At 50.7% G+C, this 23089-nt stretch carries 18 protein-coding genes and 1 CRISPR repeat array (1 of these 19 cut by a window edge); of the genes, 13 read left to right on the top strand and 5 right to left on the bottom strand.

All coding sequences use genetic code 11. The features are described 5' to 3' along the window. A CRISPR array of direct repeats spans window positions 1–1300; the repeat unit is 29 nt; unit sequence ATTGTCCCCACACCCGTGGGGGTGAACCG (it extends 1671 nt beyond the left edge of the window). 108 nt (window positions 1301–1408) lie between these two features. After that, window positions 1409–2041, top strand: a complete 633-nt coding sequence (locus L3556_RS11540) for a biotin transporter BioY (RefSeq protein WP_277867417.1) — start codon at window positions 1409–1411, stop codon at window positions 2039–2041. Window positions 2042–2046: 5 nt separating this feature from the next. Here L3556_RS11540 and L3556_RS11535 read toward each other — a convergent pair whose 3' ends face one another. Continuing rightward, complete coding sequence (locus L3556_RS11535) at window positions 2047–2793, bottom strand: biotin/lipoate A/B protein ligase family protein (protein WP_277867416.1); 747 nt, start codon at window positions 2791–2793, stop codon at window positions 2047–2049. 48 nt (window positions 2794–2841) lie between these two features. Next, window positions 2842–3306: a YbjN domain-containing protein gene (locus tag L3556_RS11530; protein ID WP_277867415.1), complete on the bottom strand. Its 465-nt coding sequence runs from the start codon at window positions 3304–3306 to the stop codon at window positions 2842–2844. 127 nt (window positions 3307–3433) lie between these two features. On the opposite strand from L3556_RS11530, the gene msrA reads away from it, so the two are divergent. The 3 genes from msrA to L3556_RS11515 all read left to right on the top strand — a co-directional run bounded on the left by msrA (window position 3434) and on the right by L3556_RS11515 (window position 10702). Continuing rightward, window positions 3434–4093 (top strand): peptide-methionine (S)-S-oxide reductase MsrA, encoded by a 660-nt coding sequence (gene msrA, locus L3556_RS11525; RefSeq protein ID WP_277867414.1) that lies wholly within the window; start codon window positions 3434–3436, stop codon window positions 4091–4093. A 91-nt stretch (window positions 4094–4184) separates the two neighbouring features. Beyond that, window positions 4185–6125 carry a M48 family metallopeptidase gene (locus tag L3556_RS11520; RefSeq protein WP_277867413.1) on the top strand — a complete coding sequence of 647 codons (1941 nt, stop codon included), beginning with the start codon at window positions 4185–4187 and terminating at the stop codon, window positions 6123–6125. Between the two features lie 125 nt (window positions 6126–6250). After that, window positions 6251–10702, top strand: coding sequence for a CHAT domain-containing protein (locus tag L3556_RS11515; RefSeq protein WP_277867412.1), 4452 nt, complete (start codon window positions 6251–6253; stop codon window positions 10700–10702). A 22-nt stretch (window positions 10703–10724) separates the two neighbouring features. On the opposite strand, the gene L3556_RS11510 is transcribed toward L3556_RS11515, so the two are convergent. After that, on the bottom strand, window positions 10725–11261 hold the full coding sequence (locus L3556_RS11510) for a P-loop NTPase family protein (RefSeq protein WP_277867411.1): 537 nt from the start codon (window positions 11259–11261) through the stop codon (window positions 10725–10727). A gap of 163 nt (window positions 11262–11424) precedes the next feature. Here L3556_RS11510 and L3556_RS11505 point away from each other — a divergent pair, with 163 nt between their 5' ends. Beyond that, window positions 11425–12072 (top strand): DUF3386 domain-containing protein, encoded by a 648-nt coding sequence (locus tag L3556_RS11505; protein ID WP_277867410.1) that lies wholly within the window; start codon window positions 11425–11427, stop codon window positions 12070–12072. Window positions 12073–12241: 169 nt separating this feature from the next. Beyond that, the gene (crtD, locus tag L3556_RS11500) at window positions 12242–13744 is read left to right on the top strand and encodes a C-3',4' desaturase CrtD (RefSeq protein ID WP_277867409.1); all 1503 of its coding nucleotides are present in this window, start codon (window positions 12242–12244) and stop codon (window positions 13742–13744) included. Here the strand turns inward: crtD and L3556_RS11495 are convergent. Both L3556_RS11495 and L3556_RS11490 read right to left on the bottom strand, forming a co-directional pair. After that, window positions 13720–14592: an alpha/beta fold hydrolase gene (locus L3556_RS11495; RefSeq protein ID WP_277867408.1), complete on the bottom strand. Its 873-nt coding sequence runs from the start codon at window positions 14590–14592 to the stop codon at window positions 13720–13722. The two genes, crtD and L3556_RS11495, sit on opposite strands and share 25 nt — an antisense overlap. 67 nt (window positions 14593–14659) lie before the next feature. Continuing rightward, complete coding sequence (locus L3556_RS11490; protein ID WP_277867407.1) at window positions 14660–15040, bottom strand: hypothetical protein; 381 nt, start codon at window positions 15038–15040, stop codon at window positions 14660–14662. 215 nt (window positions 15041–15255) lie between these two features. Between L3556_RS11490 and grpE the strand changes: the two genes are divergently transcribed. The 7 genes from grpE (at window position 15256) to L3556_RS11455 (ending at window position 23081) form a co-directional block, all read left to right on the top strand. After that, window positions 15256–16017, top strand: a complete 762-nt coding sequence (gene grpE / locus L3556_RS11485; protein ID WP_277867406.1) for a nucleotide exchange factor GrpE — start codon at window positions 15256–15258, stop codon at window positions 16015–16017. 201 nt (window positions 16018–16218) lie between these two features. Further along, a complete protein-coding gene (gene dnaK / locus L3556_RS11480) occupies window positions 16219–18174 on the top strand; it encodes a molecular chaperone DnaK (protein WP_277867405.1) in 1956 nt (651 codons plus the stop codon). A 17-nt stretch (window positions 18175–18191) separates the two neighbouring features. Beyond that, the gene (dnaJ, locus tag L3556_RS11475; protein ID WP_277867404.1) at window positions 18192–19328 is read left to right on the top strand and encodes a molecular chaperone DnaJ; all 1137 of its coding nucleotides are present in this window, start codon (window positions 18192–18194) and stop codon (window positions 19326–19328) included. Then, window positions 19325–19579, top strand: a complete 255-nt coding sequence (locus L3556_RS11470) for a sulfurtransferase TusA family protein (RefSeq protein ID WP_422110767.1) — start codon at window positions 19325–19327, stop codon at window positions 19577–19579. Before dnaJ ends, L3556_RS11470 begins: the two co-directional genes overlap by 4 nt. Further along, window positions 19542–20675, top strand: a complete 1134-nt coding sequence (gene rsgA, locus L3556_RS11465) for a small ribosomal subunit biogenesis GTPase RsgA (RefSeq protein ID WP_422110766.1) — start codon at window positions 19542–19544, stop codon at window positions 20673–20675. Before L3556_RS11470 ends, rsgA begins: the two co-directional genes overlap by 38 nt. After that, window positions 20668–21831 (top strand): glycosyltransferase, encoded by a 1164-nt coding sequence (locus tag L3556_RS11460; protein WP_277867403.1) that lies wholly within the window; start codon window positions 20668–20670, stop codon window positions 21829–21831. The genes rsgA and L3556_RS11460 overlap by 8 nt, the downstream gene beginning before the upstream one ends. Continuing rightward, complete coding sequence (locus L3556_RS11455; protein WP_277867402.1) at window positions 21828–23081, top strand: glycosyltransferase; 1254 nt, start codon at window positions 21828–21830, stop codon at window positions 23079–23081. The genes L3556_RS11460 and L3556_RS11455 overlap by 4 nt, the downstream gene beginning before the upstream one ends. The last annotated feature ends 8 nt before the right edge of the window (window positions 23082–23089 follow it).

The following is a 23089-nucleotide window of genomic DNA, read 5'->3' as shown; positions in this document are numbered from 1 at the left end:
TGCTTTATCTAGACACGCTCGCATTGTCCCCACACCCGTGGGGGTGAACCGGGCCGTCGCGTGCAACTCGATCACGTCCCGGGGATTGTCCCCACACCCGTGGGGGTGAACCGGGTTAGCGATGGTCAACCCATCCCAACCCCCCCATTGTCCCCACACCCGTGGGGGTGAACCGTTGATAATGTCGGAACAGAAAACATTATGCTCTCATTGTCCCCACACCCGTGGGGGTGAACCGAGTTGGAGGAGCATTATTGGCAGGGGCGCGAGAATTGTCCCCACACCCGTGGGGGTGAACCGTAACCATGGCAGTTAAGCCACAATTCACACGGATTGTCCCCACACCCGTGGGGGTGAACCTAGCTGGGAGCAAATATCAAGGACGGCGGTACTTCATTGTCCCCACACCCGTGGGGGTGAACCGCAGAGCAAACACCCCAGGCTGTCGCTGGCCCCACATTGTCCCCACACCCGTGGGGGTGAACCGCAGAGCAAACACCCCAGGCTGTCGCTGGCCCCACATTGTCCCCACACCCGTGGGGGTGAACCGAGCTACCCGGCTCGACCCTCTGCTGCGGAAGGACGCATTGTCCCCACACCCGTGGGGGTGAACCGGCATTCCTAGCCCAAAGTAGCTTGGTAGCTCCATTGTCCCCACACCCGTGGGGGTGAACCGAACGTTTCTAAGCTATATAAACTCGAACCCGTAATTGTCCCCACACCCGTGGGGGTGAACCGCAGAACGTGAAGCGGTGCGTGTGTTGCAGCTAAAACATTGTCCCCACACCCGTGGGGGTGAACCGTACCGCAACGGCGCGGATGCAGTTCAACTGCCATTGTCCCCACACCCGTGGGGGTGAACCGCAGGTACAAGATCAAAACGTGCTTCAATTTTTGATTGTCCCCACACCCGTGGGGGTGAACCGTCGGTGGAGATGATACAAGCGAAGACGATGAAGAATTGTCCCCACACCCGTGGGGGTGAACCGTCCTCGTGATGCCATTCTACCTCCAAAACCTTGATTGTCCCCACACCCGTGGGGGTGAACCAGGCATCGAACTCGCTTGATTGACCGGCAGACTTATTGTCCCCACACCCGTGGGGGTGGACCGCCAAAGAGCTAGGCGTTAAATCCTTCGATCGTGTATTGTCCCCACACCCGTGGGGGTGAACCGTATTTCCTGAACTTGAAAGTGCCGTCTGGACGTATTGTCCCCACACCCGTGGGGGTGAACCGTGGTGGGCGATCGCGCCCTTGAGCATTTCCATTATTGTCCCCACACCCGTGGGGGTAAACCGACTTCAACAAAAGGGCCACGTCCTAGTTAAAAAACAAGTGTTACCCTGTAGGATAATCAGCGTAATACAATTAATCACTGCTTCTGGATGCAATGGTACCGCCAGTAGATGAATTTCTTAGATGAATTCCTTTGGGCTATTTTAGGACTGCTCCTGACCATTGCAGGGACATTTATGGAAGCAGCGATCGCCATTCCCACATTTATGACCGGGGAAAGTGGCATGGAGTTACCCACCTCCTTGTCCGCGATACCTGTCTATTCCTTACCTGTTTCCTATCAAGTAGCAGCAGTCTTACTGGTGGGTTGCATGGGTGGACGACAGGCAGCAGCCCTGTCCCAAATTGCCTATCTGGTATTGGGTTTGAGTGGATTTCAGGTCTTTTCCCAGGGGGGCGGACTGGGCTATTGGCAGGAACCCACCTTTGGTTATTTGATTGGTTTCATTCCGGGGGCATGGATCTGCGGTTGGTTAGCCGTTCCCAAACCTCCCGAAGACAAAAACGCCCCTAGACCCTCTCCCCGTTTAGAATGGCTGGTTCTTAGTTGCCTGGCGGGTTTATTAGCCATTCACCTGTGCGGCCTGCTGTACTTAGCGGGTCTAGGCATCGCCGGTAAGCTGCCCCTACCTTTCGTTGAACTAGCCCAACAGTATTCCCTATTTCCCTTGCCAGGGCAATTGGTGATTGTTTGTATTATTGCTTTTTTCTCTAGAGTCCTGCGATTTGTCTTGATCTACTAGGGAAACTAAAGATACCTATAAATAGTGCGCCACTCTTGGGGGGTAATGGGTTCTTCCTCTAGGGCGATCGCCCATGTATCGGCGGCAGCTTCCTTAAGAATCGTGATCAATGACCCAATTGCCGGTAGTACCAGCCTAGATTCAGGTAAGCAATCCCCAAAGACCTGCTGCCACAGGTCAGGATCGGGGCAGAGGCGCATGGAGCCATGGTGCAGCACTCGCTGGCTTCGCCAGACTTGGGCACTCCCAATCAGCTTATAGCCATTTTGGGTGACTAGATCCGCCGCCGTAGCCGTGGCAAAACAATTGGCTTTGAGCGATCGCGGGGCCGATGGAGTCGATGGAACGGACTGGCCCCTTGGTTCGCTGCTGGCAGATTGGCCTAGGGATAGGGAAATACCCAGTTGGCTCCACCCCTGAATTAAAAATTGACACAGGGACTCATAAGCCAAACGGCGCGATCGCCAGTGGCCCCTTGTCACCAAGCTATAGGTTAGATCCCCCTGGTGCAGGACAGCCCGACCGCCGGTGGCTCGATGGACAATATCTAGGGGATAGCCCTGCCAAACTAGGGTGTTCCAGTGATCCGGGTAGTGGCGTTGATGATAGCCCAGGGAAATGGCGGCAGGTTCCCAGGTATAAAACCGCAGACAGGGGCGGGTGTCTAGATAATGATCAAAGAGCCAGCGATCGATGGCCATCTGAAGGCTGCCCGGTAACGCCAACGGCGGAATATATCGCCAAACAGACACGATGCCCCTAACGACTGAAACTCTAAGAACTGGGATTTTCGAGACAGGCTAATTTCCAGAAAATTCTGCCTTGAGTGTGTCATCGTAATCATCGGCCAGGGTAGCAACAATGGTAATACTACGGGCAATTTCACCAGCGGTAATCCCCGCCAGGGTACGGGTTGCCACGACATTGACGTGATCTTCGGCAATGGCAAAATGGGCTTCCAGGGTCGTGAGCCAGTTTAATTCCAAGAGCTTTCTAAAAAGTTCCGCCCCATTAGCCACCGGCAAGGGTAGGACGGGAGACCAAATCGTCAGAAAATCATCATCGGTTTTGCCACTCAATTGCACAAAGACTTCCACACTGCCATAACAAAATTTCCAAATTTCTCCTGCCTCACCATGACTGACTAAGGGATTACCCGACTGATCGAGTCCAGAAATCACGGTTTCGATAATGTCTATATAATTGAGGCGTTCACTGGTCTGGGAATTGAAATCTGAGTAAGACTCTAGGGCAGACATAAGCATCCCGGGACATCCTTGTATGAATGCGGCATCTCTACTTTGCCATTCTCCGGTGGCTGATCACAAGTTAGGGAATTGTTACAATAATGTTAAGTTTTTAGCCTTTCATCGCAGCGGGTAAATTGCAGCTATGGCATTCTTTGATTTTATGAAGAAATTAAGTCTCCCGGAACCTCAGCAGGCCTTACCTGGGCGATCGCAGCCGATTGTCAAACCCGCTGATCACATTGTCAATGGCCATCCCCTTGCCCCACCCTACCCCACGGGGATGGAATTGGCCCTCTTTGGTATGGGATGTTTTTGGGGAGCAGAACGAAAATTCTGGCAACTGCCTGGGGTCTATGTCACAGCGGTGGGCTATGCCGCAGGCTATACACCTAATCCCACCTACAAGGAAGTCTGTAGTGGCATGACCGGCCACAATGAAGTGGTGCGGGTGGTGTTTGATCCGACGGTGATCAGCTACGAGATCCTCCTTCAGGTGTTCTGGGAAAGTCATAATCCCACCCAGGGAATGCGCCAAGGCAATGATACCGGGACTCAGTATCGCTCCGGGATTTATGTCTATGGCCCAGAGCAGGAACAACAGGCTAACGCCAGCCGAGATCGCTACCAAGCCGCCCTAAAAAAGGCGGGGAAAGGAGAGATCACCACTGAAATTTTGCCGGCCCCTGAGTTTTATTTTGCCGAAGATTACCACCAGCAGTACCTTGCTCAAAATCCCAATGGCTATTGTGGTTTGGGCGGAACAGGGGTGTGCTATGACCCCCAGGCAGAATTGATCCACTGAGCCTAGGATGGGGCTAGGGTATCCCATAAATGCTAAATCAATGCTTTGGGGATTTAGGGTAATTTAGGTACAGGATAGGGGGGTGGAGCTAATGGCGATAGGTAAAATCTGGTGGGGCTTGGTTCCCCTGGGGCTAGGATTATTATCCAGTTCACCGGCGATCGCCACGGAGTTGGCCAGTCGTGGAAAGGAATCCCTAGAGCAACGGCAGAAAAACGAGCCGTTCATCCAAGCTGAGGAAAAATCCCATGCCTCCCCTTGGTTAGCCCAGGCCCAGCCGGAATTTACCCCCAGTGGTGGCTCGGCAGCGGATCTATTCCTGGAGTCCCTCCCACCCACCCCGGAAACTTCCCCAGAGAATCAACCCCCTGGGGTGGAACAACCAAGCCTAGCGTCTGAAGATTTCGGGGATCCCATCAGTGAAACCTCCCCAGAGATGGAATCAGCCACTTCGGAACCCCCACCCAAAACCGAGGATGAACAGGTCAAGGACTATCCCAGTGGTGCCCTAGTGGCCGTCGCCGTGGACGGAGCGCGCTACCAACTTCTATTAGCCGGCGATCGCCTCTATCAGAGTGGTGATCTGGCCGCTGCTACAGATTTTTATCGCCAGGCCAAGGGCCAACTCCCCACAGAAACATCTCCTTCCCGGCCAGAGGCCGTATTAGATGTGGCCACCCTGCCCCCAGCGGCCCAGGTGTATTGGCGAGAGTTTCAAGGTGGTAGCGATCGCCAACTCTATAGCGGTCAAATGGTTCCCTTACAGTTACTCGTTGATCAATTTCCTGAATTTATTCCCGGCCATCTCCAGTTAGCCAATCTTCTCCAACAACAAGGCCAGGAAAAGCAAGCCCAAGCCCTTCTAGAGCGAGTTGCCGGCCTTTACCCCGACCAACCCGAACTGCAACGGGCGATCATTGCCGCCCATGATCAGAAACAAGAATGGATAGAGGCATCCCTAGCGGCCCAGCAGTTTGCCCTATTGAATCCAGATCACCCTGAGGCAGGGGCCTTTGAGCAGATCGCCCAGGAACGGATGCAGCGGTTTCGTCGCCACATGCAGGGCGAAATCCGTAAAGGTATGCTGGCCAGTGCCCTCACCGGACTCATTGGCGTAGCCGTCACTGGCAATCCCTTTATGTCCCTAGATTCGGTGCAAACCATGGCCCTGGTGCTTCAGGGCGAATCGGCCATCGGCCAGTCCGCGGCCCGGCAGATTAGTCGGCGGTTCAATATGATTGAGGATCCGGAAGTCCTTGCCTACGTAGATGAAATTGGCCAGAAGTTGGCAGCGATCGCCGGCCGCCGTGAATTTGACTACGAGTTTTTTGTGATCAAAGACTCTACCCTCAATGCCTTTGCTCTCCCCGGTGGCAAAATATTTATCAATGCCGGGGCGATCGCCAAAAGCAATTCCGAAGCAGAACTAGCCGGTCTCTTAGCCCACGAAATAGCCCACGCCGTCCTATCCCACGGATTTCAACTCGTCACCCAAGGGACAACCACCGCTAACCTAACCCGTTTATTTCCAGGGGGAGGCTACCTAACCGGCCTACTGGTTTCCAGCTATAGCCGTGATATGGAGCGTCAGGCGGATATTCTTGGAACTCAAATGCTCGCTCGGGCTGGTTATGCCGCCGATGGACTCTTGAACCTAATGCATACCCTTGAAAAAGAATATCGAGGTCAAGTGCGCGTCCTACCCTGGTTTTCAACCCACCCCCCCACCCCAGAGCGGATTCGTTATATCAATGGTCTAATTCGAGATCAAAACTATCATCGTTTTAGCTTTGAAGGGGTAGAACGCCACCGCACCATGCAAGCCCTAGTAGAAGAACTCCTAGAAGAAGAAAAAAATCCCCGCCAACGTAAACCCGCGAAACCGGAAACTGCAACCCGAGAACCTCAAGAAGAGTCTGAAGATCAGGGCAATCGTCCAATCAGTTCCCCAGAAGAAATTTCACCCGATGAGACAGAAGAACAACCGCCAGAAAATATCTCAGGGGCTACGATTCCAGCCACCGTTCCCTAGGGGTAAAACCAAGGGTTCACGGCTAAAAATGAGTCGAATTCATGGTTAAATCTTAAATGATTAACTTAATATTAAAAATCGCCAGCCATCTTTAGGCTATCTGTCAGGGTAGAGTGAGTATTTCTATGCTATTAAATCGCAAGATTTTCCTATCAGTTACAACCGCAACATGGGCGATCGCCCTAGGAATTCACTCTGCGATCGCGACCGTTGCCCAAGCCCAAATGGCCCCAGCCGTGAATGGTACAAACACCTCCGTCACCGTGAATGGTCAGCAATTTGATATTGGCGGCGGTGCCTTTTCTGGCGATGGTCAAAATCTTTTTCATCTTTTGCGAGAGTTTAACTTAAATGAGGGGCAGATAGCTAATTTTTTGTCTAACCCCCAGGTTCGCAATATTTTAACGGGGGTCAATGGTGGCAACCCCAGCTATATTAATGGTTTACTCCAAGTCACTGGCGGCAATAGCAACCTCTTTCTCCTCAATCCTGCCGGTATTGTCTTTGGGCCGAATGCCAGTTTGAATGTGCCCGCAGCCTTCCATGCCTCCACTGCCCAACGGGTGCATTTTGATGGTGGTGTGTTTGATCTTAATGGCGTGAACGACTACGCCAACCTACTGGGAAATCCCACGGGCTTTGAATTTCTCAATACTGGCATCATCATCAATGAGGGCAATTTAGCCGTAGGTGCAGGGCAAAACCTGAGTTTGATGGGACATCAGGTGATTAATACCGGAACCCTTTCAGCACCAGGGGGTACGATTACGGTTCAAGCTGTACCCGAAACCGGCATGGTACGCATCTCCCAGGAAGGAATGCTCCTAAGTTTAGAAATTCCAGCGGAGCGTATCCCCGCCGATGGAATTATTCAAGCGGTGGATTTACCGCGACTGATTACCGGAGGAGGCGATCGCCCACGGGTCAATAGTGTGGTTCACAATGACGATGGCACGATTAGTTTGATCCATGACCCCACCAAGGTTCCCATGAATCGGAATACGGCGGTGGTGGGCGGAACTCTAGATGTCTCTAATGGCACTGGACTAGGGGGGCAAATCAATGTCCTTGGTGAAAATATTGCCCTGATCAACGCCCAATTCGATGCCTCCGGTATCTTCGGTGGCGGCACGATGCTCATTGGTGGGGATTATCTAGGGGGCAGTACAGGAACGAATCGTTTAGATAGTAGTTTCAATGCCCAAAACCTCTTTATTAATCCAGGTAGCAGTCTCAATGCCGATGCCCTCAACCTAGGGGATGGCGGTACGGTCATTGCCTGGGCTGATAACGCAACCCAATTCCATGGCTTTATTTCAGCGCGGGGTGGCCCCAGTGGTGGTGAGGGTGGCTTTGTCGAAACCTCTGGGAAACAGTTTTTAGCCACTACTGGCCGAGTTGATGCCAGTGCTCCCCTAGGCAATGCAGGGCTGTGGCTCCTTGATCCCTTTACTGTAACTATTGATGCTAGTCCAACCACCGATGGTTCTTTCAGTGGTGGAAATCCAGATATTTTCACACCGACCGCTAACGCAACTGTTGATAAAGGTGAGATTGAAACTGCCTTAAATACTGGCACGAGTGTCACCATTATAGGTAGCACAATTTATGTTAATTCAAGTATTCAAAAAGGGTCAGGAACACCCTTTGCAACCTTAAAATTAGCGGCAGAATTTGACATTCAGATCAATGCCTTCATCGAACTCCTGAACGGCAGCTTTATTGCAACCACCGATCCCGCTTTTAGTGGCAATGTTGATATAAGCACCCCAATCAGAGCAAACTCGATAGATATTTCCGCCACTAATACTATTTATCTTGGTGGAACCCTGGAAAGCTTAGGAGGTAATATTAATTTAACCTCCGACTATATGTACATGAGTAGCTCTAGTATCTTAAATTTGCAAGGAGGAAATACTAACTTAACCGCTACGGATATCGATATTGCCTCTGATACAACAATTCGTAATGACTTTGGGAATGTTACTTTAACTGCAGATTCATTTTTTCTTAGTCTTTCCTCGCAAATCATTGGCAATCAAACCTTAACAATTCAGCCCCTTACCCCCAGTGAAAATATTACCATTACCGATTTTGGCCCGAGTAGTCTGCAAATTACGGTAGATGAACTGGATAGAATCACAGGTTTTAATCAGTTAATTATTGGTCGAGCCGATGGAACTGGAGTCATCAATGTTGAGAATGTTGTATTTAATACCAACGTTGAATTGCGAACCCCTGGGGCAGGTAGTGGTGGCATTAATTTTCTCACCCCCATCAGCTTTGGCGGCCAAAATCTCACCCTTAATTCCGGGGGGACAGTCACTCAAAATGGAGCCATTACAGCGGGCGGTTTAGCTCTATTAGGGTCTGGAACGTTTAATTTAACCGATCCAGGAAACATCTTTAGCACCTTAGCCGCTAATAGCACAGGCCCAATTAATTTAACCACCAGTACAGGTCTAAATATTGGCACCGTTGGCACTCTTTCTGAGGTAAATACCAGTTTTCTTAATCTGGTGACAGGGGGCAGTATCAGTCAAACGGCCCCCATTCAAACCGGCTCCCTAGGGCTAACGGTGACAGGGGATGTAAATCTCATGAACCCCAGTAACCAAATTGGCACGGTAGCAGCACAAACGAGTGGTAATTTTAGCCTATTGAATAGCGGTCAGATTATTGTTGATTCCGTGAACCCCACAGGCATTAATAGCGGCGGAAATGTGTTTTTGCAAACCTTGAACGGCAATATTATCCTTAATCAACCCATTGCTGCGGCCGCTGGAGGCGATTCTATTGTCTTGGTTGCGGGAGCCAACTTTATTAATAATGCCGGATCGTCTGCCCTAAGTGCCCCCAATGGACGATGGCTCGTGTACTCCACAGATCCCGTCAATAACATTCTGGGTGGATTACTCGGTTCTGAACAGTTTAGTACGATCTTTCCTAGCACAGCTAACTTTAGCGGTAGTGGTTTTCTCTACCGGGTCGCTGCACCTGTACCCATAACATCAATGGAACCACCGCCCACAACAACTGAAACATCCATCACATCGCCGCCCCCACCTCCGATTCAGGAAGATATACCTTCAACGAATCCTCCTCTTTTTGGTGATGAAATCAATCGAATTTTATTTGGACAGGAAGAGGACAATCTCGAAGAAATTGATGAAACGATAACTGAAATTGAACAGGAGCAAGTCACGGGTAGTACAACCTTCTTTCCTGGGGTTGAATTTGCCCGAGAGCAGATTGCCAATGCCCTGGATCAAGGGGATTTTAATACTGCCGTTGAATGGCTAGAACGACTCTATACCCATGAGTTCAGTGAGTATTTCCAGGAGATCTTTACCACCCCTGGCAGCAATACCCTAGTTAACCTGAGCATTAATAATGTTCAATCCCTGCTGTTGGACATGGGGCAGCAAACGGGACAAACCCCGGCATTACTCTATACCTTTATCCGACCGGGGCAATTAGATATTTTAGTGATTACACCTGCTGGAGAACCCATCTATATTCCGGTACGGGAGGCGAATCAAGAAGCTCTCCAGGCGGTAATGAATGCCTTTAACCGCGAAGTGAAGGATCCCTCAAAGACCAATACCAATAGTTATCTACCCGCAGCCCAGCAACTCTATCAATGGATCATTGAACCCCTCAATGCCGAACTTCAGGCACGGGGCATTGATACCCTATTGCTCTCCATGGATGAGGGATTTCGGACTCTACCGATGGCAGCCTTGCACAGTGGCGGTTTTGATCTCGTTTCTAGTACGGTGTCCGATACGCCCATGATTGTGGCCACGGGCAATGGTCAATTCTTAATCGAGAACTATAATCTAGGGCTGATTCCCAGTATTAATTTAATTGATACCCAGTTTCAGCCAATTCAAACATCCCGTATTTTAGCGATGGGTGCGTCAGAGTTTACAACCCAAAGTCCTCTGCCCGCGGTTCCCGTTGAGCTTGAGGTGATTAGTCAGCAGTTGGGAGGTGGCTCAGACTTTTTGAATCAAGCCTTTACGGTTTCCAATTTGGAAAGTCAGCGGCGGCGCGGCAGTTACAATGTGGTTCATTTGGCGACCCATGGGGAGTTTAATGCCGGCAGTCCCAGTAATTCCTACATCCAGTTTTGGAATAGCCAATTGAGTTTAAGTGAGTTGCGAGATATTCGCCTAAATCGTCCCCCGACGGAGTTATTAACCCTCAGTGCCTGTCGGACGGCGGTGGGTAGCCGCGAAGCGGAGTTGGGCTTTGCCGGGTTGGCTCTACAAGCGGGGGTGAAAAGTGCGGCGGCAAGTCTCTGGTATGTGAGTGATGAGGGGACGTTGGCGCTGATGACGGAGTTTTATAATCAGTTGGAAACTGCCCCCATTAAGGCAGAAGCAATGCGTCAAGCCCAGTTGGCAATGGTACGGGGGGAAGTGACCATCGAGGGCGATCGCCTGCGGGGGAGTGGCGTGCGCGGCGGAGAAGGAATTGTCCTACCCCAAGAATTAATGATTGAGGGTTCCCGGAATTTATCTCACCCCTATTTCTGGTCGGCCTTTACGTTGATCGGTAGCCCCTGGTAGACAATAACGGAAAAAGCCCTGCCTAAGCGAGGGAATTCCGACGCAATTGGGTCACTTGATCCGCCAAATTCAAAATTGACCCAGGCATATCCGGCCCCGTTAAAATAATATCCAGCGATCGCGGTCGTTGCTCTAGTAACCCTACAACCTCCTCTTCAGGGATCAGACCCAACTGAATTGCCAAACTCAACTCATCTAAGACAAAAAAGCGATAATGTTCCTGCTTAATAACATCACAGGTATACTGCCAAAGCTCTTGGGTCGCTTGACGTTCCTCAGGGGTAATATCATCGGCAGCATCTAAACAACGGCTCAGATTACACCGCAACCAATCCAGGTTTTGCCCAAGACGGACGGGTTGATCGGGCCCCATATTAATGCCACCCTTGAGAAATTGCACCACTAGCACAGGCGTTCCCTGGCCGGCAAGGGTGAGGGCTTGGGCCATGACACCGGTAAAAAAACTGCGGTGTACGGAGGTAAACACCTGAACTAATCCTTCCACTGCATAGGGAAAGCTGGTGGGTGTGGGTTGACTCAGAGGTAATTGGGATACCATAGGGTTTTATATTCTTCCCCAGACGTAAATGGCGGGCAAGTACAAATCTAGTGTGTAAGTCCTGCTTTTGTCCTTAGTCAACACTAGATATACATTGCCGTCAAGGGGGTCTAAATCCGTTATCCTAGAAATAGTTGCTGTCCATTGCTGAGGAATGCCCGTGATGCCCACCACTGAGGCCCTTGATGCTCAAACCCTTTTTCGCTCTGCCTATGAGAACCGCTACACCTGGGATGCTGACTTTCCTGGATTTCGGGCAGATGTCACCCTCATAGATGGTGAAAAAACCTACCAAGGTCAAGCTCAAGTGGATGCGGACTACACCGTCGAAGTTTCTGGCATTGATGATGCCGATGTGCAAGAGTCACTCTATAACCAATTGCGGGATGTGGTTGTTCACCGCAAGCGGAATAGCTTTGAGGCAGCCCACGGCAAGAATAGTTTTAGTTTGGGGGATAGGGATAGTAGTCAGGCAGTGGAAATCCGGGTTCAGGGGGATGCCATGGGTTCCAACTACAAGGTACGGGATAACCAAATTGTCTTCGTCAGTCGCGTCATGGGTCGGATTGCCTTTGCCATTACTCACCGTCAAGCCTTAGATACGGGGTCGGGTTATATTTCCACCAACTATGTCGCTGTTTTCCGCAATCCTGAGACCCAAGAGATTGTCCGCCAAATGGATTTTGAAGATACCTATATCCCCGTGGGCGATTACTACCTAATGAGTCGGCAAGTGGTTCGCAGCAATGAACAGGGCAAGGTCAGCACTAGTGATATCCGCTATGACAATCTCCAACTCCTCGAATCCTAGGCATCGAATCCTAGGCATCAAATCCTAGGCATCAAATCCTAGGCATCAAATCCTAGGTGAATTCTAGGGACGAGGAGACTGGAAGATGTAACGAAATTATTACAAAAACGTTACAGAAATGTTACAAAATGAGAAGAGAGCGAATCAACGTCTTTTTTCTCAGGGAGTTATGCACAAATCAGTGATTGTGATTGGGGCTGGGATTGGCGGCCTCACCACAGCAGCGTTACTTACCAAAGAGGGCTATGGGGTCAAGGTCTTTGAGCAGGCCGCCGTAACTGGGGGCTGTGCCTCTACCTTTCGCCGGCGGGGATTTACCTTTGATGTGGGGGCAACCCAAGTCGCAGGTCTCGAACCGGGGGGCATCCATGCTGAAATTTTTGCCGCTTTGGGAGTGGATTGTCCAGCGGCGATCCCCTGTGATCCGGCCTGTGCGGTCTATTTGGCGGGAGAATCCCAACCCATTTCCCTATGGCGCGATCGCCAGCGGTGGCAGCAGGAACGTCATACTCAATTTCCTGGCAGTGAAGCCTTTTGGCAGTGTTTAGATCAATTATTTGCAATTAGTTGGCGGTTTCAGGGCCGTAACCCTATTTTACCGCCGCGAAATTTATACGACTTGGGCCAATGTGTCGCGGCACTCCGGCCCGATACCCTGTTGACCGTGCCCTATGGCTTAATGACCGTCACAGATCTTCTTCGATTTTATGATCTCCAGGGCGATCGCCGACTACGGCAATTTTTGGATCTTCAGCTGAAGCTTTATTCCCAGGTGGATGCCTCCGAAACCGCCCTTCTGTACGGGGCCACGGCCCTGGGTTTGTGCCAAGACCCCCATGGACTCTACCATTTACAGGGGAGTATGCAAGTGCTCAGCGATCGCCTCGAGCAGGCCCTAAACCATCAGGGGGGTGAGATATTTTTGCGGCATTCCGTGGAACAGATTCAGGTGCAGGGCGATTTGGTGACGGGGGTTAGAGTCAAGGACTTAAAATCCGGACTTAGGTTCGTCGAAACCGCCGACCATGTGGTGGCTAACGTCACGATTCAAGATTTAGTTAAATTACTGGGCGATCGCGCCCCCAACACCTATCAACAACGATTGAAAAATTTACCCCCTGCCTCCGGGGCCTTTGTGATTTATCTGGGGGTTAAGGATGAAGCCATTCCACCAGACTGTCCCCCTCACCTACAGTTTTTATATAATCCCCAAGGGGCGATCGCCGAAGTGAATTCCCTCTTTGTCTCCGTGAGCCAGCCGGAGGATGGCCGTGCGCCCCCTGGATATCGCACCCTGATTGCCTCTAGCTTTACGGAACCAAATCATTGGTGGCAAAACCAGCTTGATTATTCCCAAGAAAAGGAATTATATACCCAACGGGCGATCGCCCAGCTTGGCAAATTTTTTGATCTTCGCCCCGACCATATCATCCATTGCGAAGCGGCAACTCCCCGCACCTTTGCCCGCTTTACCGCCCGTGATCGCGGCATTGTTGGCGGCATTGGTCAACGCCTGCAAACCTTTGGCCCCTTTGGTATTGCCAGCCGAACCCCCCTAAAACACCTTTGGCTGGTGGGAGATTCCGTTCACCCCGGAGAAGGTACCGCCGGTGCTAGCTATAGTGCCCGTACCGTTGTCCAGCAAATTCAGAGAAATTCCCGTAAATATTGATTCACCAGGTGAGGCTGTTCCTGCTGAATATAGTGGCCACAATGGGGAATATAGTGAATGTTAATATCCTGAACGTAGTCTTCCGTGCCATAGGTAAGTTCCTTCCCCAGGGTTTTATCCTGTTCTGACCAGAGCATCAGGGTTGGCACCTTCAGGAGCGGCCAATCCCGAACCAAGAGGGTTTGGAACAAATTACGGTAGTAATTGACCATGGCATGGAGGGCCCCCCGACTGGCGGCGGCATTTTGGTAGGCATCGAGGTCCGCAGCGGTGAAGGCCCCTTGATTGACGGCCCCTTCTCGAAAAAGCTGGGCGATCGCCCCGTAATCATTCCACTCTAGGAGGGCTTCGGGCAACCAGGGCAGTTGAAATCCCAAAATATACCAACTTCGCAAAAGCTGGACTGGACTGAACAACCCCTCGCGGAATTTTGCTGGATGGGGGCAGTTGAGAATAGCCAACTTAGCGATCATCTCTGGGTGGGCATCGGCCATGGCCCAGGCCACCAGACCGCCCCAATCATGGCCAACCAAGTAGCAGCGATCGTAGCCCAAGCCTTGGATGACACCCTCAATGTCGAGAATTAATTCGTCTAGGCTGTAGCTCGCCGGATCCGGGAGTTTATCACTTTGGTTATAGCCCCGCAGATCCAAAGCAACAACTTTATGATCCTTAGCAAATTCAGGAATTTGATGCCGCCACGAATACCAAAATTCTGGAAACCCATGGAGAAAAAGAATTAATCGCCCTTCCCCTTGGGTAACATAGTGCAATTTAACACCATTACTCACCATGAATTTATGGGTCCAGGGGCCATCCAGCACAGACATGGGCAACGTCCAATCCATCTGGCTCCATGGTAATCAAATTGATCCGATTGATCTGAGGCAGGACATCAAACCATTAATGACTAGATTAATGACTAGGAGGAGAGTCGATCACTTGGGCATTTACTTCGATCGCCGTGACATCGATGGTGCCAGGGGGAGTGAGGCGCACAAACTGGCGATCTCGCACGGTCAAGACTTCACCACAGGAGGGACAGCGCACCGAACTAGCTTGTAAACTGGCAAATTCAAAGTCGCAGACGGGGCAGGTTCCCTGAACAACGTTCCAGCGTAGCCAAAGACGCATCCCCCAGAACAACAGTAGGGGCGAAATCAACAGCAGCAGCAGGAGAATCGCGGCGGATTTAACCAACCACCCCAAGCCCACGGCTCCCAGTAGCCAGGTGATGGCAATCAGAGTGATCCAAAACCGGACAGATGGGTTGAGGGCTGGAACCTTAAAATTCACGGCAGGATCTCCTTTGTCGTGGTGGCTACTTTAATTATCCTAAAAACATCATAAAAAAATAGAGTGGCTCGGTGGAATGGTCAGCAGGTGGGGATAGCCGTCCGCCCACTTCTGTTGTTAAGCTAGGATCATTGCCTTTCATAATGGCCTTCCGAGGCCTATAGTTAATAAATGTTAATCTGTTATATGCTGTCGGGTCTTGAGAACTGAAACCTATGAGTGAAGAAGTCACTGCTACCCACCCCAATCTCGAAACGCAAGATAATGATCAGGATAAAGATTTGGCTGTAGAACAAAGCCACGGCGATGGGCAACCTCAAGATTCTGCTCAACCTATTGAAAATAGCGATCTCCCTGAGGATCAGTTCCCCGAAGAGCCACCTGAGGTATCAAATGTAGCGAATGCAGAAACAGATAGTTCGCCAGAGGCGGATCCTGGCCTCCAGGAACATCTTACGGTACTAGAGCGGGAACAGGAAAACCTGAAACAGCAAGTAGAAGAACGAACGGGCCAATATGTTCGCCTTGCCGCTGATTTTGAAAATTATCGCAAACGCACCCAACGGGAAAAAGACGATCTGGAGTTGCAAATTAAATGCGCCACCATTTCCGAACTCCTGCCGGTGGTGGATAGCTTTGAACTAGCCCGTACCCATATTCAGACCCAAACCGAGGCGGAAGAAAAAATTCATCGCAGTTATCAAGGGGTCTATAAGCAACTTGTGGACTGTCTGAAGCGAGTGGGTGTTTCGCCCATGCGTCCCGAAGGCAAGCCCTTTGACCCCAATCTCCACGAAGCGGTTCTACGGCAACCAACGGCGGATCAACCCGAAGGAACCGTCCTGGAAGAATTAAAACGGGGCTATCTTTTGGGGGAACGGGTACTACGTCACGCCATGGTCAAAGTTGCTGCCCCGCCCGAAGATGATGAAGCCGATGCCACCCCTACCCCAAGCCATGACAGTAGTGAGGTCTAATTAATTAGATCTTTGCAAGGTGTCACGTCTGACCCCTTTTTTTGCTAATAAGGGTGCTAGGATAACAGCAATATTGCGGCATTCTTTTGTTAGGGTGAGATATCCTCTAAAATTAGTGCGTAGGATTCCCATCTCTGGTTGGGCTGCTGGCTTTGATGATCACACCTAATTAGATAGAGATTATGGGTTTAGATAGAGACTATGGGTAAAGTTATTGGCATTGATCTCGGAACAACCAACAGTTGCGTCGCTGTCTTGGAAGGGGGGAACGCGGTTGTAATCCCCAGTGCAGAGGGCGGCCGCACTACTCCTAGCATTGTTGCCTTTGGTAAGTCCGGTGAGCGTCTCGTTGGCCAACTGGCGAAGCGGCAAGCCGTCACCAATGCCGAAAATACCGTCTTTAGTATTAAGCGGTTCATTGGTCGTCGCTGGGAAGAAACCTCCGAGGAACGGTCAAGGGTCTCCTATAACTGTGCCCAAGGGCGAGATGGCACTGTAGATGTTCAGGTTCGCGATCGCACCTATACGACCCAAGAAATTTCTGCCATGGTTTTGCAAAAACTCAAGCAGGATGCAGAGGCCTATCTAGGGGAAGGGGTCAATCAGGCTGTGATCACCGTCCCCGCCTATTTTAGTGATGCCCAGCGGCAAGCCACCAAAGATGCCGGGGCGATCGCCGGACTTGAAGTCATGCGGATCATTAACGAACCCACGGCCGCATCCCTAGCCTACGGCATTGATAAACAGGATCAAGACCAAGTTATTCTCGTGTTTGACCTAGGGGGCGGCACCTTTGATGTGTCAATTCTCCAACTTGGGGATGGGGTCTTTGAGGTTCGCTCCACCGCCGGCAACAATCATCTGGGCGGAGATAATTTTGATGAGTGCATCCTCGATTGGTTACTTGGCACCTTCCAGGAACAGGAAGGGATTGACCTATCTAAGGATAAAATGGCCCTCCAGCGATTGCGGGAAGCCTCCGAAAAAGCCAAGGTTGAGCTTTCCGGAACCTTAAGCACCTCCATTAACTTACCCTTCATCACCGCCGATGAAACGGGCCCCAAGCACCTAGAAATTGATCTCACTCGGAATAAATTTGAAGAATTGGTGAGTCACCTCGTCCAAGCCACCATTGATCCGATGAACCAGGCTCTCGCTGACTGCGGCCTATCCGTCGAGGAAATTGATCGGGTTTTACTAGTGGGGGGATCCACCCGCATTCCCGCCATTCAGGAGGCCGTCAAATCCTTCTGTAGCAAGCCCCCCGATCGCTCCATTAACCCCGATGAAGCCGTGGCCTTAGGAGCCGCCATCCAGGGCGGTATTCTCGGCAAAGAAACCACGGTGAAGGATCTGCTTCTGTTGGATGTCACACCCCTATCCTTAGGTATTGAAACCCTCGGGGGGGTTTTCTCCAAGATCATCGATCGCAATACCACCTTGCCCACTAGCAAAACCCAAAGCTTTTCCACCGCCTCCGATGGTCAAACCGTTGTCGAAGTTTCCGTCTATCAGGGGGAGCGGCCCCTAGCCCAAGACAATAAGGAACTGGCCCGCTTTGAACTCACGGGCATTCCCCCCGCCGCCCGCGGTGTCCCCCAAATCGATGTCACCTTTGATATTGATGCCAATGGTATCTTGAATGTATCGGCGGTAGATCGGGGCACGGGACGACAACAAAGTATCCAAATTACCAATCGAGGTAGCCTCAGTAGCCTAGAAATTGAGCGAATGCGTCAAGAGGCTCAAATCTATGCCCAGGATGATCAAATCAAGCGGGAGGTGGCCGAGCTACGGAATCAAGCCGATAGCCTCCTTTACAGTTACGAATCAAATCTGAAGCAAAACATTCCATCCTTGCCGGCTGCCCTGCGGGATAAAATTGAGCGCATCGTGGCAGAAATGCAGTATGCCATGACCGATGAGACGATTACTCCCGATGGTATGCGTCAGAAAATGGATGCTCTGCAACAGGCTCTAATCAGTGTGGGAACGGCGGTGTATCAACAAACCGCTGGGGGTTCCATTGGCGGAACCAATGTGGGGGTGGGAACCATGGGGCCCAGTAGCCAGGCGACCCAAATTTTAGACAACGATGCCACGGTGATCAGCGATAATGATGGTACTGTCGTTACAGATTATGAAGCCGTTGATTAACTTGGGTAAATTTGTCTATGGCCCGTGATTACTATGAAGTCCTTGGCGTTTCTCGCTCCGCCGATGGGGAAGAACTCAAACGGGCGTATCGCCGTTTAGCACGGAAATATCACCCCGACGTGAATAAAGAAGCCGGGGCAGAGGAAACGTTCAAAGAAATTAATCGCGCCTACGAGGTGCTCTCCGATAGTCAAGCTCGGGCCCAATACGATCGCTTTGGCGAGGCGGGAGTCAGTGGAGCCGCAGGGGCGGGTGGTTTTGCCACGGACTTTGGAGATATGGGGGGCTTTGCCGATATTTTTGAAACCTTTTTTGGTGGCTTTGGCGGTGGCATGGGAACCCAAACAACCCGTCGTCGCCCTGGGCCAACCCGTGGGGATGATCTCCGCTATGATCTGCGCCTAGAATTTCGAGAAGCGATTTTTGGTGGTGAAAAAGAAATTAAGCTCACCCACCTAGAGACCTGCCAAACCTGTAAGGGAACGGGGGCTAAGCCAGGCACTAAACCCGTCACCTGTAGTACCTGTAACGGCGTGGGGCAGGTGCGGCGATCCACCCGGACTCCCTTTGGTAGCTTTACCCAATTGTCGAGTTGTCCCACCTGTGGCGGTAGCGGCATGATCATTGAAGATCGCTGTGAATCCTGTGGCGGTCAAGGACAATCCCAGATCAATAAAAAGCTGAAAATTACGATTCCAGCGGGGGTGGATACGGGAACGCGGCTGCGAGTTTCCAGTGAAGGGGATGCGGGTCAGCGGGGGGGCCCCTCTGGCGATTTGTATGTTTATCTTTTTGTTGAGGAGGATGCTGAATTTAAGCGGGATGGCAATAATATCCTCTCCACCCTAAAGATTAGCTATCTCCAAGCCATTTTAGGCTGCCGTCTCATGGTGAGTACGGTGGACGGCGAAGAAGAACTAACCATTCCCCCAGGAACCCAACCGGGTACGGTTCTAACCCTTGAAAGTCATGGTGTACCTCGGGTCGGCAATCCAGTGGCGCGGGGGGATCATCTGATTACGGTCAATGTTGATATTCCCACCAAAGTCAGTAACGAAGAACGGGAACTCCTAGAAAAACTAGCCAAGATTCGCGGCGATCGCCTGGGTAAGGGGGGGCTGGAAAACTTTTTAGGGGGCTTGTTTGGCGGATGACCCCCATGGCTGAGCCAGAACCAGAAACCCTGGATTTGCGGGGAACCCCTTGTCCCCTAAATTTTGTGCGGACTAAGTTACGTCTGGAGCAACTGCCCCCAGCCCAGCCCCTAGAGGTATGGCTTGATCCTGGTGAACCCATTGAACAGGTTCCCGATAGTTTACGCATGGCAGGTTATCGCGTGTTGTCCGTTGAATCCCAGGGGAGTTTTTATGCCCTGCACGTTGAACGTTGCGCCCCTATTCTATGAGATTGAGATCAACGTGATGGCGGCCACAGAATCCGGTTTAGCCTGCCCAACCTGGCTGGGAACGGTTTTAGCCGTCCAGGCAAATTTTTATCGCGTGCGTTTAGCGTCTGCCATGGCTCCTCGACCCGAGTTACTGTGTGTACGGCGATCGCGGCTGAAAAAAATGGGTCAACAGGTGATGGTAGGCGATCAGGTGCAAGTGGATGGCCCTGATTGGCAAGGCGGACGGGGGGCGATCGCCCAGGTATTGCCCCGCCAGAGTGAACTCCTGCGACCGGCAGTGGCGAATGCGGATCAAATCCTTCTGGTTTTTGCCCTTGCGGATCCCGAACCGGATACCCACCAAATAAATCGCTTTTTAATTACAGCCGAGGAAACTGGATTTCGTCTCATTATTGCCTTGAGTAAAGCAGACTTAGTTACTCCAGAACAACGAAACAGATGGCAAAGCCGATTAGAAGACTGGGGGTATCGTGCCCTCATTTTAAGTGTGCCTCAGTCCTTAGGGTGGCAAGATCTACGAACACTCCTAGCGGATCATTTAACGGTTATTTGCGGCCCCTCTGGTGTCGGCAAAAGTAGCTTGATTCAGTATTTAATGCCGGATGAATCCCTACGGATTGGTACCGTTTCCGAGCGTTGGGGTCGGGGCAAACACACCACCCGCCATGTGGAACTATTTGCATTGACAGAAGGAGGACTGTTGGCGGATACCCCTGGATTTAACCAGCCCAACCTACCCAAGTCGCCCCAGACCCTAGCAACCTGCTTCCCCGAAATTCGCCAGCGGCTTACCCTAGGGACGTGCCATTTTCAAGATTGCTACCACCATCATGAACCCGGTTGTATTGTCCGTGGAGATTGGCCCCGCTATCCCTTTTATTTAGACTGTCTAGAGACCATCCAAGGACAACCCCTTGCCTCAGACCCGTCCCTGCAATCGGCGGAACCTAACGTCAAGCTCAAATCAGGTTCTGGGGGAAAACTGACTTCTGAGCCCCTCCTCGATACGAAAAAGTATCGTCGGCGATCGCGGCGAGAGCAGCACCAACGGCTGATGGATTGGCAGGAGCGAGAAGAAGAAATCTATGACTAGCACCACCATTCTCTTGGTATTGGCCATCACCTCTGGTCTCATTTGGTTCGGTTTAATCACGCTGCGGGGACAGTTTTGGCGCAGTGACCAAGAATTACCTACCCTAGAAATCAACCTAGAAACTTGGCCCAGCATGGCGATCGTTATTCCAGCCCGCAATGAAGCCACCGTCATTTCCGAATCCCTAGGCTCCTTACTTCAGCAAAATTATCCCGGTTCCCTCTCGATTATCTTAGTCGATGATCAAAGTGATGACGGCACAGCGACCAAGGCCAAAGAGACAGCTATTGAGTTAGAACGCTCAGATCAATTGCAGATTCTAGCAGGCTCTCCCTTACCCCCAGGATGGTCCGGAAAACTGTGGGCCCTGTCCCAGGGGATTGATGCAGCCCAAACCCATAACCCCGACTATATTCTTCTCACCGATGCGGATATTGCCCATAGCCCTAATAATTTACGCCAGTTAGTCTGCCACGCAGAAACCAACCAATTGGCAATGGTCTCCTTAATGGTGAAACTACGGTGTAAAAGCTTCTGGGAAAAGCTGTTAATTCCCGCCTTTATCTTTTTCTTTGAGAAGCTCTATCCCTTTCGTTGGGTCAATAATCCTAAACGGAAAACCGCAGCGGCAGCAGGAGGGTGTATTCTGATACGCCAAGATGCCCTAGAAGCCATTGGCGGCATTAGCTGTATTCGGGAGGCCCTAATTGATGATTGTGCCTTGGCAACAGCGATCAAGAGCCAGGGCTATCCCATTTGGTTGGGGTTAAGTTCTACCACCTACAGTCTGCGGGCCTATGACACCCTTGAGACCATTTGGACAATGGTGGCCCGCACCGCCTATACTCAATTACATTATTCCCCGTGGTTACTGATGGGTACGGTTTTGGCTATGACGTTGGTGTATTTGGTTCCACCAGTTGCTTTGGTGATCGGCTTCTTGATCCATTCGCAACAGTTAATGATCATTGCTGGGGTAACGTGGATGTTAATGGCGATCGCCTATATTCCCACCCTACGCCGGTATGGACTGCCTCCTGCAATGGCCGGAGTTTTACCTGCGGTGGCATTGATGTATACAGCCATGACAATTGACTCAGCCCGGCGACATTGGCAAGGGCAAGGGGGTGCTTGGAAAGGGCGAGTTTATTTATGAAAATAGTTCTTACGGGAATATTAGGGGGACGGGGAGGGATTCAAAAGCATCTCTATTGGTTAACTCAGGTGTTAGCTGAAGCTAATCATCAGGTTTTGGTGCTTTCCAATAATGATATTTCCAGGGATAATTTGAATTTCAAGACCCACTTTCACGATCAGATTCAAATTCATTGTTTTGAAACCCAGAATTCACTAGATATGCCTGTCCCTCAACGATGGTGGATCAAGGGAAAACAATTTCAAAAGTTAATCCAGATCGTAGACAAATTTGCCCCTGATATTTATTACAGTATAGGCACAAGCTGGAAATTTAATTTAATTCCACTGTTTTTGAGGCACAGAATACCCCGCATCTACCATGAAGTTCTCTCAGGGGATCCAAGTGGTAGGTATGATTCTCGCTGGCTAGTACAGTGGTTCTATGACGAACTCATTGGTCAAACACCAACAACAACTAAAAGTTTTATTAGCTCATTTAACTGGCAGAAAAAAAGTCGATCCATGGCGATCTTTCCTGAACCGTTAGAGTTAACTGCCACTATTCCTGATGCCCAACCTAAAAAGATTCCCATGGGAACAGCAAGGGCAGCCTACTTTAGCCGTCTTAATCCTGAAAAACGTGCCTTTTCCCTCGTTAAGCATTGGCATCTCCTAGAGGATGTATTGGCAGAACTCCATATTTATGGTGATGGCCCCGATGAACAACCCATACGTGATTTTATTGACGAACAAGGTATTGGCGATCGGGTGAAATGCTTTGGGGCCTATTCCGGTGGACAATCCTATGCGGATCGCCTACTGAGTTATGACTTAACTGTACTTCCTACGGTGGGTTCAGAAGGTGCCCCCATTGTCTTGCTCGAATCCATGGCCTGTGGTGTTCCCTTTGTTGCCTATGGTGCAGGTGGGATTCCCCACTATGGTGAAAATAATCCTAATGTGATTGTTGTTCCCCTAGAACGGGATACTGCAAAGGCTCATCAAGCCTATCTAAACGCCCTAAACTCACCTCATTTCAAGGATAAATTGGAAGATATAGGATTACTTGCCAACAGAGTTGAGCAAACATCCACCGAGGAACTATTACCCTTTATTGTTAGTGTTCGAGAAATGGTGCATAGACTAGCTACTCATCAAATCAATTGTCGAGAACTGCAAAAGTATTATCACGACCATTACTCCTATGAATCATTGAAAAAGCAATGGCTAGATTTTTTTGACGAATATCAAACTGAACATCAAGTTTAAGATAACAA

It is taken from the genome of Candidatus Synechococcus calcipolaris G9 (genome assembly GCF_029582805.1).
GTDB classification, from domain to species: Bacteria; Cyanobacteriota; Cyanobacteriia; order Thermosynechococcales; family Thermosynechococcaceae; genus Synechococcus_F; species Synechococcus_F calcipolaris.
The sequence above is the reverse complement of the archived record's forward strand: the minus strand, read 5'-3'. Positions and strand labels throughout refer to the sequence as shown.